At 45.2% G+C, this 17,291-nt stretch carries 13 protein-coding genes; 3 read left to right on the top strand and 10 right to left on the bottom strand.

Features of this window, described 5'->3' with window-relative positions:
• Positions 1 to 120: 120 nt before the first annotated feature.
• The 9 genes from FPL27_RS03675 to FPL27_RS03635 form a co-directional block, all read right to left on the bottom strand.
• Positions 121 to 1,176 carry a hypothetical protein gene (locus FPL27_RS03675; protein ID WP_143959797.1) on the bottom strand — a complete coding sequence of 352 codons (1,056 nt, stop codon included), beginning with the start codon at positions 1,174 to 1,176 and terminating at the stop codon, positions 121 to 123.
• Positions 1,177 to 1,182: 6 nt separating this feature from the next.
• Positions 1,183 to 2,241, bottom strand: a complete 1,059-nt coding sequence (locus FPL27_RS03670) for a hypothetical protein (RefSeq protein WP_143959796.1) — start codon at positions 2,239 to 2,241, stop codon at positions 1,183 to 1,185.
• Between the two features lie 11 nt (positions 2,242 to 2,252).
• On the bottom strand, positions 2,253 to 2,924 hold the full coding sequence (locus FPL27_RS03665; protein WP_143959795.1) for a hypothetical protein: 672 nt from the start codon (positions 2,922 to 2,924) through the stop codon (positions 2,253 to 2,255).
• A 46-nt stretch (positions 2,925 to 2,970) separates the two neighbouring features.
• On the bottom strand, positions 2,971 to 3,216 hold the full coding sequence (locus FPL27_RS03660; protein WP_143959794.1) for a hypothetical protein: 246 nt from the start codon (positions 3,214 to 3,216) through the stop codon (positions 2,971 to 2,973).
• A gap of 362 nt (positions 3,217 to 3,578) precedes the next feature.
• On the bottom strand, positions 3,579 to 5,033 hold the full coding sequence (locus tag FPL27_RS03655) for an alpha-L-fucosidase (RefSeq protein ID WP_143959793.1): 1,455 nt from the start codon (positions 5,031 to 5,033) through the stop codon (positions 3,579 to 3,581).
• A gap of 8 nt (positions 5,034 to 5,041) precedes the next feature.
• Positions 5,042 to 7,333: a GH92 family glycosyl hydrolase gene (locus FPL27_RS03650; RefSeq protein ID WP_143959792.1), complete on the bottom strand. Its 2,292-nt coding sequence runs from the start codon at positions 7,331 to 7,333 to the stop codon at positions 5,042 to 5,044.
• Positions 7,330 to 9,678 (bottom strand): glycoside hydrolase family 3 N-terminal domain-containing protein, encoded by a 2,349-nt coding sequence (locus tag FPL27_RS03645; RefSeq protein ID WP_235893363.1) that lies wholly within the window; start codon positions 9,676 to 9,678, stop codon positions 7,330 to 7,332. The genes FPL27_RS03650 and FPL27_RS03645 overlap by 4 nt, the downstream gene beginning before the upstream one ends.
• A 14-nt stretch (positions 9,679 to 9,692) precedes the next feature.
• The gene (locus FPL27_RS03640) at positions 9,693 to 11,609 is read right to left on the bottom strand and encodes a beta-N-acetylhexosaminidase (RefSeq protein WP_235893362.1); all 1,917 of its coding nucleotides are present in this window, start codon (positions 11,607 to 11,609) and stop codon (positions 9,693 to 9,695) included.
• A gap of 253 nt (positions 11,610 to 11,862) precedes the next feature.
• Positions 11,863 to 13,464, bottom strand: a complete 1,602-nt coding sequence (locus tag FPL27_RS03635; protein ID WP_143959791.1) for a sodium:solute symporter family transporter — start codon at positions 13,462 to 13,464, stop codon at positions 11,863 to 11,865.
• A gap of 150 nt (positions 13,465 to 13,614) precedes the next feature.
• Between FPL27_RS03635 and FPL27_RS03630 the strand changes: the two genes are divergently transcribed.
• The 3 genes from FPL27_RS03630 (at position 13,615) to FPL27_RS03620 (ending at position 17,030) form a co-directional block, all read left to right on the top strand.
• Positions 13,615 to 14,142: a dihydrofolate reductase family protein gene (locus tag FPL27_RS03630; protein WP_143959790.1), complete on the top strand. Its 528-nt coding sequence runs from the start codon at positions 13,615 to 13,617 to the stop codon at positions 14,140 to 14,142.
• Positions 14,143 to 14,263: 121 nt separating this feature from the next.
• Positions 14,264 to 15,046 carry a carboxypeptidase-like regulatory domain-containing protein gene (locus FPL27_RS03625; RefSeq protein WP_185974291.1) on the top strand — a complete coding sequence of 261 codons (783 nt, stop codon included), beginning with the start codon at positions 14,264 to 14,266 and terminating at the stop codon, positions 15,044 to 15,046.
• Between the two features lie 55 nt (positions 15,047 to 15,101).
• Positions 15,102 to 17,030: an alpha-amylase family glycosyl hydrolase gene (locus FPL27_RS03620; RefSeq protein WP_143959788.1), complete on the top strand. Its 1,929-nt coding sequence runs from the start codon at positions 15,102 to 15,104 to the stop codon at positions 17,028 to 17,030.
• A 2-nt stretch (positions 17,031 to 17,032) separates the two neighbouring features.
• On the opposite strand, the gene FPL27_RS03615 is transcribed toward FPL27_RS03620, so the two are convergent.
• On the bottom strand, positions 17,033 to 17,257 hold the full coding sequence (locus tag FPL27_RS03615; protein ID WP_143959787.1) for a hypothetical protein: 225 nt from the start codon (positions 17,255 to 17,257) through the stop codon (positions 17,033 to 17,035).
• Positions 17,258 to 17,291 lie beyond the last annotated feature (34 nt).

The raw sequence follows: 17,291 nt of genomic DNA, 5'->3' as shown, positions 1-17,291 counted from the left end.
ATTTTTACGAGTCCTGGAAGGTTTTTTATGCTGTCGACTGCCGACTGTCACCAGTGGAGTATTGAAGGAATAAGGAGGGAAGCAGGGTTTTAGGCAAGCCGTTTGAATTGGCCATTTCCCTCAATTCCTATCTTCCAAAACCATTTCATCTACTGCTTCCAATCCCTTATCTGGAGCTAAAATTCGGCTATTAGGGGACTCATAATCTTCCATATCAAACTGATAAATGACAGCCTGATTTCTTATAATCCTGACATCTCCAAAAATAATATCTCTATAATTACCCGTTTCGTCTTCATGCTCAAAATATCTTATACCCACACTAAATGCGGTATTTAGAGGGGTCCCGGAGGCTTCCTCCCTACTTCGAGGCCTCCTTATTGTCGATCCTCTATTATTAATGATATCATATATCAAATCCCCTCTGTAATCGTTCCTGACGTGAATGGCGGGACGTAAATCTGCTTTCTCATGCTCCTCTGGCAATAATTCAACCGTAAAAACCGTGATATTCCCCGCCGAACGATTCTCTTCACCTACATAAATCACCACTTTTCCCTCTTGGAGATTCAGTGCTCTGAACCCTATGCTTCCCGAAAGCCTATGCATTTCGATTTCGATTTCGGCAGGATCTTCTCCAACTCTAAATTCAGCTTCTCCCACAAATTTGTCGGAAGGCGGGTATTTTTCATTAGAATAAGACCCATTGAAATGGGTGTTTATTGCTGTGTGAAAGGGATAGATTTCTAATGAACTGTTCAAATCATAGGGGTAATAATCAACAAACTCTTGCAATCCCGCAGAAAAACGCCTATCAAAAATCCTAGGGTCTTGCGCCAAATCCACCTCTTCACCCAAGCTTACATATGATAGCATTATCTTGTAATCAGCACTTGGGTCAAATTCCAGCTCAAGATTTTCTATATTCTTTGCCACTCCCCTGGCATATTTTTGCACTTCCCCACCTACAAGTTTTTCTATCCTATAGGCAATTACTTCCTGCTGCGTTTGTCTTGCATTGAGTGGGGAGGATTTTACTGAAAACCCAGGGCCAGATAACTTAATATTTCCCTTTACCTTTTCTTGTACTTCAGGCAAAAAATCTGCCTCTATTCCATCCAGTTTACAGGATGCGACCATGACTAATATTATAATAAAAAAAACAACTCGACTCATAGCTGATTAATTTAACCTTATCGTTTCGCCCTCAATCAATTCTTCATCTACATAATTTAATCTAGGACCACTCCCTAACTCACTATCCTCTTCCGAAGTTAAATCAAAATCGGACATGTCAATAACATAGGTGAGATTGTAATTCCTTCTTACAATTAAGGAAGTATTTAAAATGCGCTTTGACGACACTACGTTTCCTTCCTCATCTTCAATAATATAATATCCCAAAACCGCATATTCCATTTCATTGCTGTCGGGATCACTTAAGATTTCCTCAATGTATCTCTCATCAAAGTTTCTGACCTCTTTATAAGGTCGCAAATCGTATATAGATGTACTATCAGGCGAAAAGGAAAATCTTACGCTTCCTCCTTCTATATACTCCCCTACATTATTAGGATCTAGCACCAATTCCACTTTTCCTTCCTGAAGGTTTTCAATTTCAAAATTCAACCCTGCTGAAAACCTATACAAATCAATTTCCAATACTTCTGTTTGCTCCTCAATCACTAGCTGTTCAAGCCCAATAAACTTGTCTGACTCAAACCTCCAATGGGTAATGGTTGACCCATTTACTTGCGCGTCTCTTACACGGGTACCAAAAGGGTCACTCGTCCTGGTATTTCCTCTGGATTCCGCAGGTGTATGTTTTCGGAAGACAGGCCACCTATACACCGGTTCTCTAATCTCAAAAATACGAGATGGGGAAAGGTCATATTTGTCCTCAAAAGTTGCACTGGATAATCTAATTTGATACTCCTGTCCAATGTTAAATTCTATTTCCACCTCATCAATATTAGTGGTCACTCCACTTTCGGTTAATACATGACCATGTTCATGCACTTCCACAACACTGTATCCATAATAAACGGTTGTTTCAACCATTTTCAAACTTTCATCACTTATTCGTGCATGCCCCTGTAGCCAATCACTTCCTCCGGGCTTTATTCCAAGCGTAACGGTTTTGTTTGTATCTGCATTTTCGATTTGGTCAGGCTCTAATGGCCCTTCCACTGTGCAGCTTAAAAACCCTGCTGCAAAAACTATCATTAAAAACTTTTTCATATCGTTTAAATCTAAAAATTCTCTACTCCCCTATCTATTAGTTCATTATCAACAAAATCTAACTTTAATACTCCTCCTTCTCTTTCAGGCTCTTGGTAAAATGGATCCATATCTAATTCGTAGGTAGTCATGAAATTCCTTCTTAAATAAATCTCCGAATTTAGAAGTATCCTTTCCTTTACTTCACCAATGTCATCTTCCTCATGTAGTTTAACCGTGATATTATAATGATGCCTGACATTTTCGGGAGAATCTAGTAGGTTGTTAGTAAATTGATTTGAGGAAAAAACACTATTTACAGGTCTAATTTCTCTTATTTCAGAATTTTGGCTATCTAAGTAATAAGAAAAACTATATTGGTGAAGGTTAAAGGTAATTTCAATTGTCCCAGAAGCAAGGTTTAAAACCCTAAAACCAATTCCTGCAGAAAACCTGTACATATCCACATCCACATGATCTTCCTTCCCGTCAATAAAAAATGTACTTTCACCAATAAACTTGTCTGAAGGAAAATACGGGTCACCTCTCCCAATATATACATATGTACTGAAGGGATATAGGGTCACATTTGACACCACACGAGGATAATACACCTGATAATCCTCATAGTCATCACTACTTTCAACACTAAAATTGTATATAGATCGAAGGTGGGCAATATCATATTCACTTGGAATTTTCATTGAGCTTACCTCAATTCGATAGTCGCTATTAACCACATAGTCGATATTAACTTGATCTATGGAGGTGGTGATACCCCCAACACAACACCTTATAACTGAAATAAGTATGTCCATCTACTAACCTTCCCCCAATAGGAGAAGCTTTATTGGCTTTCCATTCACTACCCTTAAGATTTATCGCTAGTGAAACAGTTTCAGAAGCAGGTAGTAAATCATCCAAAGCGGGGGAATTATCCAATTGGCATGCAGACAAAAATGCTCCTGCTATGGCGGCAAATACAAAAATCCTCATAATCAAAAAAAGAATGTAAAAGGGGATCAACAACCAATAACTAGACCAAACCACCTAAATGGTTCAGTAAATTATTTTTTTTTCCAGGTTTTTTATCCTGCTCTGTACATTCAGTTTTTTTTATGCAGCAACCATTTGCTTCAGAAGTAGACCTACCCAGACTTTGCTTCGAAGGAGCGAGGTGATTCGCTGAAAGAAAAGGGTCACCGAGTTACGCGGAGTTTTAAAGGGAGTTTCGCAGAGTTTCTTCTTCTCGGAAATTGGTTCTAAAGCTAAGTACGAAGTAGGTATACACGGAAAAAACCTTCCAGGTCTATGATTTTCACGAGACTTGGAAGGTTTTACCTACTATGGACTATGGTCTATCGACTATGATCCGCAAAAAACACCTTAACATGCGAAATCAGCGGCGGCTCCAAGTAATCGTCCACACGGAATCGAATGGCCGTGGCCTGGGTATCATCGAACCTGAGGATTCTTTTATAACCAATGGTCGTCTCGGAGGCAAGGGGCTGCCATTGGCCGTTTTGCTTGGCTTCGAGGGTAAAGGATTTTACTCTTTGGCCCAGAGGTATGTGCTCTTGCACCCAGAAGCGGTTGAAGGTGATTTCTTGGCCAAAATCGATCTCTAAGGCCTCCTCATTTATTATCCAGTAAGTGGCCATGTCGTTGTCCAACACATTTTCAGGGCCATTCTGGCCTTTGGAGGGGGAGAGAATTTTCACCTGCCTACCTTGGAGTAAGTCATCAGAAAAGTCCCGCTCTATGCGGGCGGCCATTTCCCGCAGCGCCTGTACATCATTTTCGTGGATCAGACCCCGCGTATCGACGGGGAAATTCAAAAGCAGAGCACTGTTTCTTCCAATGCTTTTGTAGTAAATATCCATCAGTTCCTCAAGCGTTTTGACCTTATCGTCTTCTGCTGGATGATAGTACCACCCCGGGCGGATAGAAACATCCGCCTCTGCTGGTACCCAATGGCTCCCATCCTCCTGCCCTGAGGCATATAAGTCGGCATACTCGGGCATTCCGGCATATACGGAGTCGCGCATCAGATAGGACCAAGTCGTGGGATAAGCATGCCCCTTTTCATTTCCAACCCAGCGCACATCCGGCCCGGCATCTCCAAATATCACCGCATTGGGCTGCAGCTCCCTTACAAGGGCATAGGTATTTTCCCAATCATAATAAGACCTCTTATCCACCCTTCTTTCCTCGTTTGCACCGCCATAATATCCAGTACCGCCATTTGCACCGTCAAACCAGACTTCGAAAATGTCCCCGTAATTGGTAAGCAGCTCCCGCAGTTGGTTGCGCATGTAGGTGATGTATTCTGGTTTCCCATAGTCGGGATGGTTGCGGTCCCAAGGGGAATAGTATAGTCCCAGTTTTAACCCATATTCTTTACAGGCCTCAGCAAGCTCGGCAACCACATCCCCTTCCCCATTTTTCCAAGGGGAATTTTTCACCGAATGTTCGGTGTATTGGCTTGGCCAAAGGCAAAAACCATCGTGATGCTTGGAGGTAAGAATCACCCCTTTCATGCCCGCATCTTTCATTTCCTTCACCCATTGTCGGGTATCCAGTTCGGATGGGTTGAATTTCTCAGGACTTTCATCGCCCATACCCCATTCCATATCAGTAAATGTATTTATGCTAAAATGGACAAACCCGTAAAACTCCATTCTTTGCCAATCCAGTTGCCGCTGGGATGGTAAGGGTAAGTCAGTTTTTGCTACGTTTGCCTGTTCCTCACAGGCGACCAATCCAAGTAGCAGGCAAATGCTGAATATTCGAATGGGAAAAAGGTATTTCATAGTTGGCTTCAATTAACGTTGGACCTGGCACGGTCGGAGGTTTGGGTTCCCCAATCAGCAGATGGTTCTGAACCCATTTGGATTTCCAAAACGCCACCTTTCATCAGGTCTTTGTGATGGAAATAATTCTTGGTATAATCCTGCCCGTCCCATTGCATGGCTTGCACATAGAGATTTTCTGGACTGTTGTTCCTGACTCTGATTTCAAACGTCTGGTCATTTCCCACTTGGATTTTGGCATGGTTGACCAAGGGGCTGCCGAAAACATAGGTTCCGTTAGCCGGATTGACCGGATAAAAGCCCAGTGAGGACAATACATACCAGGCAGACATTTGGCCCACATCTTCATTGCCACTCAGCCCGTCGATCTGATCTGAATAAAGGCTGTCCATGATATGACGGGTCTTTTCTGCTGTCTTATAAGGCTGCCCCACATAGCCATAAAGATAGGTCACATGATGGCTGGGTTCGTTTCCATGGGCATACTGCCCTATCAAACCGGTAATGTCGCTGGAGGCCTCCTCTCCCATGTCACCCTCCACCAAAAACAAGCTGTCCAACTTGTTGGCAAAAGCCTCTTCACCTCCCAACAATTCCATCAAACCTTCCACATCATGGGGAACCAGCCAGGTATATTGCCAAGCATTGCCTTCGCAAAAATCATCTTTCATGTGGCGGGATTCAAATGGACTGAAAGGGGTCCGCCACTCATTTTCTCCCACTCTTCCCCTCATAAACCCGGACTCTTGGTCAAAATAGTTTTTGTAATTGGAGGCCCTTTCCATAAAGTAATGATAATCCTCCTCCTTGCCCAGGTCTTTGGCCATTTGGGCAATGCTCCAATCGGCCAGAGCATATTCCAACCCGCTGGCCACTGTTTCCACATCTTCATCCGCAGGTATGTAGCCCCGAGATTTTAAGCTACCCAAGCCATCCTCATCCCTCATGGCGGTGGCCTTTATAGCTTCGTAAGCCTTGACTTCATCCATCTTAATCCCTTTTCTATAAGCATCCACCAATACAGGTACGGCGCTATAACCCACCATCGTATTGGTTTCATTGCCCATGAGGTGCCAAACCGGAAGTTTGCCCTGTTGCTCATAAATATTCAGCATAGTCTCCATCATGTCCGCAGCTCTCTCCTGCTGGATGATGGTATATAGCGGGTGCGCGGCCCTATAGGTGTCCCAAAGGGAAAAGGTGGTGTAATTGGTGAAGCTCTTATCCTCATACACTTCACCATCGGCCCCACGATAAGCGCCGTTTACATCGTTGAATATGGACGGGGCAATCATTGTATGATAAAGGGCGGTATAAAAAGTCCTCATTTGATGAGGCTCACTGAAGTCCGCCTCAATCAACCTCAGCTCCTTTTCCCACTTTTCATCAGCCAATGCTACTGTCTGGTCAAAATCCCAATGGGAAAGCTCTTCCTCCATATTCATAAGAGCGTTTTCAGCACTGACAGGTGAGATTGCCACTTTCATCAAAATCTGCTCGCCCTCTTGGGTATCAAAATGGGCTACTCCCTTGACCTTTTTGCCCTTTCTGGAATTTTCGGATTGGCCATCCCCATCTTCATACGTTTCCCAGCTTTTGAATGGCTTGGAAAACTTTGCTGCGAAAAAGATCTTTTGATCCTTGGCCCAGCCGCTGGAGTGCCTATGTCCTATCAGGGTTTGCTCATCCAGCATTTCCACATAGGTATCGGTAGACCTGTCCCAGCCGATCCCCTCTTCCAGGTCAATGATCAGCTTGGCATCATCTGCCTGCGGAAAAGTGTAGCGATGGAACCCCACTCTTTCGGTAGTGGTCATCTCGGCATCAATAGCATATCGATCCAGGTGCACCTGGTAATAACCAGCTTTGGCTTTTTCCCTATCATGGGAAAAGTAGGAAAAATAACCCGTTTCAGGCTTTTCGGCTTCCCCTTTTTGGATTTTTACATCTCCGGTGGCGGGCATGACCAAGATGTCTCCAAGGTCACCGATTCCCGTCCCGCTCAAATGGGTGTGGGAAAATCCTATAATTGTAGAATCAGAGTAATGGTAACCTGAGCACCAATCCCAGCCCTCGGTAATATTAACCGGCCCCAACTGCACCGCACCAAAAGGCACATTGGCCCCCACGAACACATGGCCGTGAAATCCTGACCCAATGAACGGGTCAACGTAATCCGTTAATCGGGCTGAGGAAAAGGAACTGCCCTGGTCCCTAACTCTCTCCTGGCAGGCAACTATACTAGCCAGGAACATAGAGATCAAAAGGGCTGAAAATAGGTTAGGTTTGATAATCATCATTTTATGGTAAATTTTTCTTTCAATCTAATATCTCTGGAGGAAGCGCCGACCATGATTTCAAAATCACCTGACTCCACCACCCAGTTCATCTCCATGTCCAGCAGTTCCAGGTCTTCCTTTTCCAATTGGAAGCTGAAAACCTTTGTTTCCCCAGCCGCTATGGGCCTTCGCTCGAAACGGACCAGCTGCTGAACGGGGGTGACGGTGGAGCTGATTAGGTCGTTGATATAAAGCTGCACGACTTCTTCTCCATCCAATTCCCCGGTATTGGTCACCTCTACCTCAATAGAAACCTTTGGATCACCTACTCCACCCGTCACTTGGACAGACAGATTTTGGTACTCAAAAGCAGAATAGCTCAGGCCATGGCCGAAAGCAAAAAGAGGCGCGGCACTTTCCTCCACGTAATCGTGCTTGACCGGAGCTTTGTAATTATAATAGACAGGCAATTGTCCAACCGACCGGGGAACGGAAACGGGCAGTCTTCCTGCTGGGTTGTAATCCCCAAAGAGCACATCTGCAATAGCGCTCCCGCCCTCCTGCCCTGGATACCAGGCATCCAATATGGCAGGCACATTTTCATCTGGCCAATTTAATAGCAGCGGCCTACCTTTTATCAAAACCAACACGGTGGGCGTACCAGTAGTCTGTATGACCTTTAGCAGGTCCAGTTGATTCCCCATGAGGTCAAGCGACATTCTGTCAAAGCCCTCACCGCTTTCCATATCGCTAAGTAGCCCTTCGGTTTCGCTTACCTTTGCGGCCCCAGTATCCTCATGTTCAATGCTAAAATCCCGTGCACTGCTGCCGCCCAGCACTACCACCGCCACATCAGAATTCCTGGCCAATTCAACAGCCTCCTCTATTTCATCCTGAGAGGTTTCCCTTATGGCCGTCCCTTTCACATAGCTTACTTTTTCGGCACCGAGTTTTTTTTGGATACCCTCAAGTACAGTGGTTACATTTGATTCTTCTTGGGGAGCGGTATAATCCCCAAGTTGGTTGTAGATATTATGCGCGTTGGGACCAATTACAGCTACTTTTTGCAGATCTTTACTTAAGGGTAAAAGCCCGTTTTCATTTTTCAAAAGCGTGATGGACTCTCTTGCCACCTGAAGTGCCAATTGAATATGCTCCTGATTTCTCACCACTTCCCAAGCCTTGGCAGGAACCACAAAGGGATTTTCAAACAAGCCCATTTCAAACTTCAACCGAAGCACATTACTGACAGCCTCATCTAGCAGCTTTTCGTCCACCATACCTTCATTAACAGCATTGACAAGATTCCGGTCAAAGCCGTTTCCACCCAAATCCGAATCCACCCCAGCCAGCAGCGCCAACTTGGCGGCCTCCTCACCAGTAGCGGCCACCTTATGACGTCCCCTTAAGCCGCTGATACTTCCCAGATCGGAAACCACAAAGCCCTCAAAACCCCATTCATCGCGCAAGATTTTACGGAAAAGGTAGGGATTGGCGGTACTGGGAATGCCGTCGATGGAATTGTAGGAAGTCATGATGGATTTTGCCCCGGCCTGTATGGCTGCTTTGAAGGGAGGAAAATAACTGGAATGAAGTTCCCTCTGCCCGACACTCAGACCTGATCCATTATGGCCGCCCTCAGGCACTCCATAGGCAGCAAAATGTTTTAATGTGGAAGCCACGTTTACACCGGAATGAAGGTCTTCTCCCTGAAAGCCTTTCACCATGGCCACTCCCATGCGGCTATTTAAATAAGGGTCTTCCCCATAGGTTTCCTCCACTCTGGACCACCGGGGTTCGCGCGCCAGGTCCAGCACGGGACCATAACCAATGTGACCGCCTTGTAGTCTTACTTCTTCTGCTATGACTGCTGCCATTTCTCTGATCAAATCAGGATTCCAGGTACTGGCCTGCCCAATAGAAGTCGGAAAAACCGTCGTTCCTATAGCCATATGCCCATGGGGAGCTTCCTCAGCCAACAACAAAGGAATTCCCCAGCGGCTTTCTTTAATTACAAATTCCTGAATTGCATTAGTAGCTTCTGCGGCAGTTTTGGGATTTAGACCGTTTTGCAGGGTTTTCTGGGTCCAGGGATCGGCTCGCAAGGTGGCCCAAAGGGAGCCAATGTGTCTTTCGCGGACAGCTTCTTTCAAAGCATCACTGAGTTGGGTGATTTCCTGGCTATTGTCATACATTTCCCAGCCCAGCAAAGTGGAAAGCTGACCGACTTTTTCTTCCAAACTCATCTTTCCCAGAAGATCCCCCACCCTTTTTTCCATTGGTTGACCGGGGTCCTGGTATAGGTGTTGGGCATTTCCCATCAAGGGAAATAATATGGAAAACAGTATCAGTAACTTCTTTTTCAAAACAGGAATAGCTTTTAATCTTTTTCAATTTTTTTGGGCCCATCAGCTGTCAATTCCATGCTGTACATGGCGCTAACTCTATTTTCAGGGGTAACTACTATGTAATTTAAGAGGGTACTTTGGGAGCCGGTGAGGTAATAGGGCAGGGTAAATGGCCCCTCATACAAAGTAGCAGTCTGATCAGCCCTCTGCCCATCTATGGTATAAAATATTTTAGAACCTTTTACAGGAACCCGCATCGCAACAGTTTGCCGCCCACCACTTGCCTCCTCCATGGAAACTTTAGCCTCCGGAATCCTGAAATGGATTCCCAACCTTTCCAGTTCATAAAGCCTTATTGGCAAACTCACCTGAGCAAATCTCTCATAATCTTTCCGCTCCTTACCAAGCCAGGCAATTTCAGAAAGGGCAAGCAGTCTCGGAAAAATCATGTACTCCATTTTGGTGTCGGAGGGGATGTATTCCGTCCATAAATTGGCCTGCACACCCAAAATATACTTTTGCTGTTCTGCTGTGAGTGACTCAGGGCGGGGCGAGTAATTGTACACTTTCTCCAAAGGAAGATAGCAGCAAAAATTCAAAGGCTCGGTAGATTTTCCCCCTTGGGCATGATCAAAGTAGAGATGGCTGTTGGGGGTCATAATCACATTGTGGCCCATTTTGGCCGCCGCAATACCCCCTTCCTCACCCCTCCAGCTCATCACAGTGGCATTTGGCGCAAGTCCACCTTCCAATATTTCATCCCATCCGATAAGGTTTCGGCCGTTTTCATTCAAAAATTTCTCTATCCGGGTGATAAAATAGCTTTGCAATTCATGCTCATCGGCCAAGCCCTCCCTCTCAATCACTTTCTGTGCTATAGGTGAAGTTTTCCAGTGATCTTTGGGCACTTCATCCCCTCCGATATGGATAAATTCACTAGGGAAGATATCCATCACCTCAGTCAGCACATCCTCTAAAAACTGAAATGTTTCCTCCTTTGGGCCAAAAATATTGTAATGTACACCCCAGTAGCCAGGCACGGCATCTGAGATTTGATTATTCAATGGTTTATTATTTTTGTCAAAAGCCGGAATGCTTCCTTTTTGTGGTTTCCCATTTTCCATTGGGAAGCTTCCAAATTCCGGATAGGCAGCCAGTACGGCTGAACTGTGGCCCGGAAGCTCTATCTCGGGAATTACAGTAATATGGCGCTTAGCTGCATAGGCAACCAGCTCTCTGGCTTCCTCTTGGGTATAATAACCTCCATGACGTTTTCCGTCGTATACAAAAGGTTTACTGTAGGGACCCACGATGGTACTGTCCCGCCAAGCTGAAATTTCAGTTAATTCGGGGTACTTTTTGATTTCAAGTCGCCAACCCTGGTCATCAGTAAGATGCCAATGGAGGCGATTGAGCTTGAAGTAAGCCATAAGGTCTACCACCTTCTTCATTTGATCCAATGACCTAAAGTGTCTGACCACATCAATCATCAACCCCCGGTATTGAAATTCTGGTTTATCTTCTATCTCTAGGGCTGGAATAAGCAGTTTTCCGTCCTTTTCCTGCATAAGCTGCAACAAGGAAAAAAGACCATATAGCAAACCACTTTCTGAACCGGTGATTTTGATCTCCCCGTCTTTTGCCGAGAGGTTGTAATTGCCTTCCTCCAAAGATTCCTCCTTAATTAATCTCACCTTTTTAGAAGAATTTGAATCGGACACACCAAGTTGAAAACCATAGAGATTTTGGATAAAATCATTGAAAACCTCAACGGTTTCCACCTCCACCCCATCACCTGAGGCTATCCCCCAGCTGCTGTCAATTTCAATGAACCCGCCTTGAAGTTCATAGCTGGAAGGGTGAGGGGTAATGGGCATTTGCTGACAGAATGCATGGTGAGCAAGCATTTGTACTATGCCAAAGAGCAAAATGAATCTGTTAATTAACACTGAGTAGGTTATAGGGTTGCTAAAAGCTTTTAACAATTTAAATATCAGGGAAATTGTGGATTTTAGCAAGGGGAATGAAAAATTGTACTATATACAATGTACTATGTACTAAGTACACCGCAGGACATAGCGCTTTGGGGTTGGATTTGATAACATATTGGTTTAGAAGTTTATTTCCCGGCGTAGGCGCGCAGCGGGAGGTTTAGGAGTTTAGGAGCGAGGCGACGCGGGGATTCACGCTTTCCCTGCCATATTATCTCAGCCAGATGACCATTGCCAAGGTGAGAGCCAGGATGGCAGCAGCCCAAAACCTGAAGTCTTTGTACCAGGGCAGTCCTTCCATTTTACGGAGCTGCTCCTTCCAGTCACTCGGGTGAATGATGTTGGCTTGGAGTTTTCCTCCCTCCGTTTTGGGTGTAAAGAAGCTAATCGTGATAAACAGGCTGAGACTGAGGAGCAACATGAGACCAGTGGAATAGAGAAACTGAATGTCAATAACCTCAAATATTTCCCCTATAAAGAAAACAGCCAATCCAATGGGGGCGCCTATAATTAGGGTGTAGAAGGCAGCCTCTTTGGTGGCCCTCTTCCAAAACAACCCGCCCAGATATACCACCACTACTGGCATGGTGATGTGCCCGATGAAGGATTGGAAGTATTCCACTATGCCGTCAAACATGAATATAACCGGGGCCCATAAGGCCGCCACCACCATAAAAACCCCCACAGTAACTTTACCATAGATCAACAACTTTCCTTCATCCTCTACGATTTTTTTCCTTTTGAGGAAATCATTTACCACCAATGAAGAGGCTCCATTCAAAACAGAGTCCAGGGAGGACATGAGGGCGGCGGCCAAAGCTGCAAATACCAGTCCCCTGATGCCCGTCGGCATAAAGTCAAAGGCCAAAATAGGCCATATTTGGTCGGCATCATCCAAATCGGGATAGATTGCCCTTCCCATAAGTCTTGGAAGGATCAGCAGGAAAAGAAAGGGAAGTTTCATAAAAGCGGCAAACAGCACCCCTCCCCTGCCGTGGTTCAGGTTTTTGGCGGAGAGCACTTTTTGGACCACCACATGGTTAGTAGCCCAATAATAAATCCCAATCCAGAAGACTCCTGAAAATACTCCCGGCCAGGGCAAAAACTCATCATCGGCAGGCTTGAAAAGCTTAAAGCCATCTACTGGGGCTGCATCTACCACCGCCTGCCAGGAACCAAGTTCCTGGAAACAGAAATAGAAAATGATCCCCCCGGCAATCAGGAGCAGCACTCCCTGTATGGTATCTGTGATCATCACAGCCCTCAGCCCACCCAAAATCACATATATCCCTCCTAAAAATGTCAGTCCGGCGATCAAAACCCAAGTGGGGGCAGCCGGAAAAAGTAGTCCCAGGGTGACCGTGCCGGCGAAAAGGGCTCCCGCGCTATCAATAAAGAGAGCCGTAAATATGGTAAAGCCGGAAAACAGATACCGGGTTTTGGGGTCGTACCTCCGCTCTAGGTATTCGGGGATGGTTTCCACACCGGACTTGAGGTAAAAGGGCAGTATGAAGAAGGTGAACAGGATCAAAAGCAGGGAGCCCATCCATTCATAATTCCAGACTGATATGCCATCGTAATACCCGGCTCCGGCCAGCCCCAGGTAAGATGCCCCAGAAAGATTAGCTGCCATCAGCCCAAACCCCACCAACGGCCAAGTAGAGGCCCTTCCCCCCAGGAAAAATGACCCTGATGACTTCTCCTTCCTTCCCACATAAAAACCAAGTCCAAGGATGAAAACTATATACACCACTACTACTATATAGTCGATGGTCGCTAATTCAAAACTTGGAGCAGAGGTTAGAAATATCATAGGCGGTTTCGGTTGTACTAGGTACTATGTACTAAGTAGTATTTACTAAGTAGATAGATGAATGTTTGGTAGGGATAGCATGTTTGTATGACATTTTATGCGACTTATTTTTTAATTTAGTGTTAGTAGTTCGTCACCATTCCATAAAGTATGCGCAAGATCATCCTATTCATCGCCATGAGCGTCGATGGCTATATAGCCGGGAGCGACGACAACTTAGCCTTTCTGCAGATGGTCGAAAGGCCAAATGAGGATTACGGCTATGCCGACCACCTCCAAAACATTGACACTATCATCTGGGGCAGAAGAACATTTGAGAAAATCTTGAGGATAGAACAGAAAGTACCCCACCCAGACAAAAAGATATTTGTGGTTTCCAAATCCTTGACGGGCAAAAAAGAACATGCCGAATACCACCCAGACGTGGTCAACCTAGTCCACTTCCTGCAAAACCAACCTGGCAAGGACATCTATTGCGACGGCGGGGCCCAGATAGTAACCGAGTTACTCCGTCACAACCTCATCGACCGCATGATCATCAGCATCATTCCCCATCTTCTCGGCGACGGAATTCGGCTATTCAAGGAAGGAAATCTAGAGCAGGGGCTGGTATTTAAGAGGAGTATTACTTACCCTTCAGGATTGGTACAGGTGTGGTATGATGTTAAAAAAGAATAATTAAATTCATGCTCATTTAACTTACCTTTTATTATTTGTATGTTTAGGCATGAGATCTTGGATCATAATTGGCTTTTTGAGTTTTTTTACTTTTTCTGCATACTCACAAACAACTGAAATTGTGGGGATAATTTTTGACCGCCATTCGGAAGAACCTATTCCTTTTGTGAACATTGCACTTCACAGCTTCCTTCTGGGAACTGTCTCAGACTCCTCTGGTCAATTTACTTTAAACATTCAAAATACTTCACATTATGATTCCATTGAGGTCAGCAAACTTGGTTTTAAACCAAAAAAGGTTTCAATTCAGTCATTTTTGACCAATGAAGAAAGCGGAGTTACAGCTATCTTCATGGACCAGCAAGCTTTGGAAATGAATGAATTTGTAGTTACTGCCAAACCTGGAACCAAGCTTAGACAAATAGGTAGGCTCAAATCAAAATCCAGATTTGGATTCGCTTTTAACCCTATGAAAACAAATGCATCTGAGAATTTGGGAAGAGAGGCAGGAATCAAAGTGGATAGTGAAAATTTCCCTTTTTCATTACTTCAAGTCAAATTTTATCTTGCCAATAACCAATTAGACCATGTGGTTTTTAGATTAAATATCTATAGAGAAAGTTTAGAGGAAAAGGGACTGCCTGGAGAAAAAGTACATGAGAAATTATTTGATGTAATCAACAAGGAGAAAGGTGAAATTACCGTGAAACCCAAAGACCTTCAATTTTCAGAGACAATCTGGGTAACTATTGAGTTTGTAGGTTTTAATAATGATCAAAAAGCTGGTGTCCTCACTATGCCGGTCGCCTTTCCATTTGGCAAGACAATCACTCGTCAAAATAGTCTAGGGGAATGGGCAATAATTAGTGGTGCTCCCAGTATAATGGTCGAAATTGAAGGTTAGATCGAGTTTTATTATAGAAATCTTTATCTTCACTTTTCAAACCACACCTATTGACATGATAAAGATTTCACGATTATTCCCCCTATTCCTAATCCCCTTGCTTGCAGCATGTGCTATTGACAGTAGCAAGAAGGAAATTGCAGAATCCTCCTCCACCCCCTTCGACGCTCCTCCCGACTGGGCCAAGGAGGTGGTGTGGTACCAGATTTTTGTGGAGCGATTTCGCAATGGGGATCCGGATAATGATCCCACTCCGGAGGATATGGAGGGGGCATATCCGGGGTTTGTGCCCGAAGGGTGGAAGATTACACCCTGGACGCAGGATTGGTTTAGGCCCGACGATTATTTTGCCAATATGGATGGCAAGCAGGGCATAGGGGGCCACCCCATCACCGGGTTTGACCAGAAACTTCAGGCGCGTAGATATGGCGGTGACCTTCAGGGAGTGCTCGACCAGATGGATTACCTGCAGGATCTTGGGGTGACGGCCATTTATTTCAACCCGCTCAATGACGCCCCCTCTTTGCATAAGTATGATGCAAGGCATTGGAGACACATAGACCGCAACTTTGGTCCCGACCCTGCCAAGGACAGGGAAACAATGGCCAATGAAGACCCCACTGACCCCAATACTTGGGAGTTTACGGAGGCCGATAAAATGTTTCTCAAAGTGATTAAGGAATTTCACAAAAGGGGCATCAAGGTCATTCTGGATTATTCTTGGAACCATACCGGCCATACTTTTTGGGCCTGGAAGGATGTGCTGGAAAAACAGCAGGCCTCCCAATATGCGGAATGGTATGAAGTAAAAAAGTTTGACGATCCTGACACGCCCGAGAATGAATTTGAGTTCAGCGGCTGGGCGGGTGTTCCTGACCTGCCGGAAATCAAAAAAACACAGTACATGGACCATGCTGATGGCATCCGCGCCTATGAGGGCAATCTTTACAGCGAGGAAGTGAAGGAGCACATTTTTGCCATCACCCGTCGCTGGATGGACCCCAACGGTGACGGTGACCCGTCTGATGGGGTGGATGGTTTTCGGTTGGATGTGGCAGCCGAAGTTCCTTTGGGCTTTTGGAGGGAATATAGAAAAGTAGTGCGCGAGGTCAATCCGGATGCCTTGCTGCTCGGTGAGGTCTGGTGGGAAAAGTGGCCGGAAACCATGATCGATCCCGAACCATTCCTGAGAGGGGACATCTTCGACTCCAACATGAATTACCGCTGGTACCGCGCCGCCAGGCATTTTTTCAACGAGGCTCCGGACGAACTGTCTGTTTCAGCTTTTGTGGATAGCCTGGAGTTCTTCCGCGCTAATCTGAGGGAGGAAAGCAATTACGCCATGATGAACCTGACGGCCAGCCATGATGTGCCCAGAACCCTAACTTCTCTCTTCAACAAGACGAAAAACAAATATCAAGCAAAGCCGGAGGACAACCCGGACTACAAAATTCACAAACCCGACGAAGCTACCTATCAAACTTTAAGATTGCTTTTGGCTCAGCAGTTTACCTACATCGGAGCCCCGCATATCTGGGCGGGTGACGAAATGGGCATGTGGGGACCGGATGACCCAGGCAACAGGAAACCTTTGATCTGGAAAGATTATGAATTCGAACCTGAGACTACACATCCTTTGGGCGCGGATCGCCCCAAAGATGAAGTGAAATTTAACGATGAGCTTTTCAATTATTACCGTAAACTCATCAACTTGCGCAAAGAGTATCCGGTATTGATTCATGGAGACATAGACTTTATCCATAAAGACGACGGCAAAAAACTACTTGCTTATAGCCGTTTTGATGAATCCAGGGAGGCTATCGCTATTTTTAATGCAGGGGAAAGCACTCAGACCATCGAGCTTCCAATAAAAACCGGCAGCGACTACAGTGAAGTGCTTGGGGGTATAATTGTGGAAAGAAAGGAAAATAGCTTAAGCATAGAGTTACCTGGAAGAAGTGCGGCGATTCTAGTAAGCCAGTAGTATCAACCATTTCTTCCATTCTTTTCACCTTCGCCATCATCCTCTCCACTGACATGATCAGCAAAGTAAGCTCCACGCTCACCCATTGGTTTTTTTTCACCGCGCGTGGTGTCATATTTTGTTTGGTGCTCAAGTTCAGCGTTGACTTGAGCACCAATCCTTCCTTGTTTTTCATCCCCTGAGTCCTTTTGATTAGATATTGAAGCTGGGCTATTCCCAAATGTCAATTAAGAACAAGGGCAAATCTGTTTTGTTACGCCA

It is taken from the genome of Litoribacter populi (genome assembly GCF_007483685.1).
Taxonomy (GTDB): domain Bacteria; phylum Bacteroidota; class Bacteroidia; order Cytophagales; family Cyclobacteriaceae; genus Litoribacter; species Litoribacter populi.
Note: the sequence above shows the minus strand (reverse complement) of the source record. Positions and strands in the feature narration are given on the sequence as shown.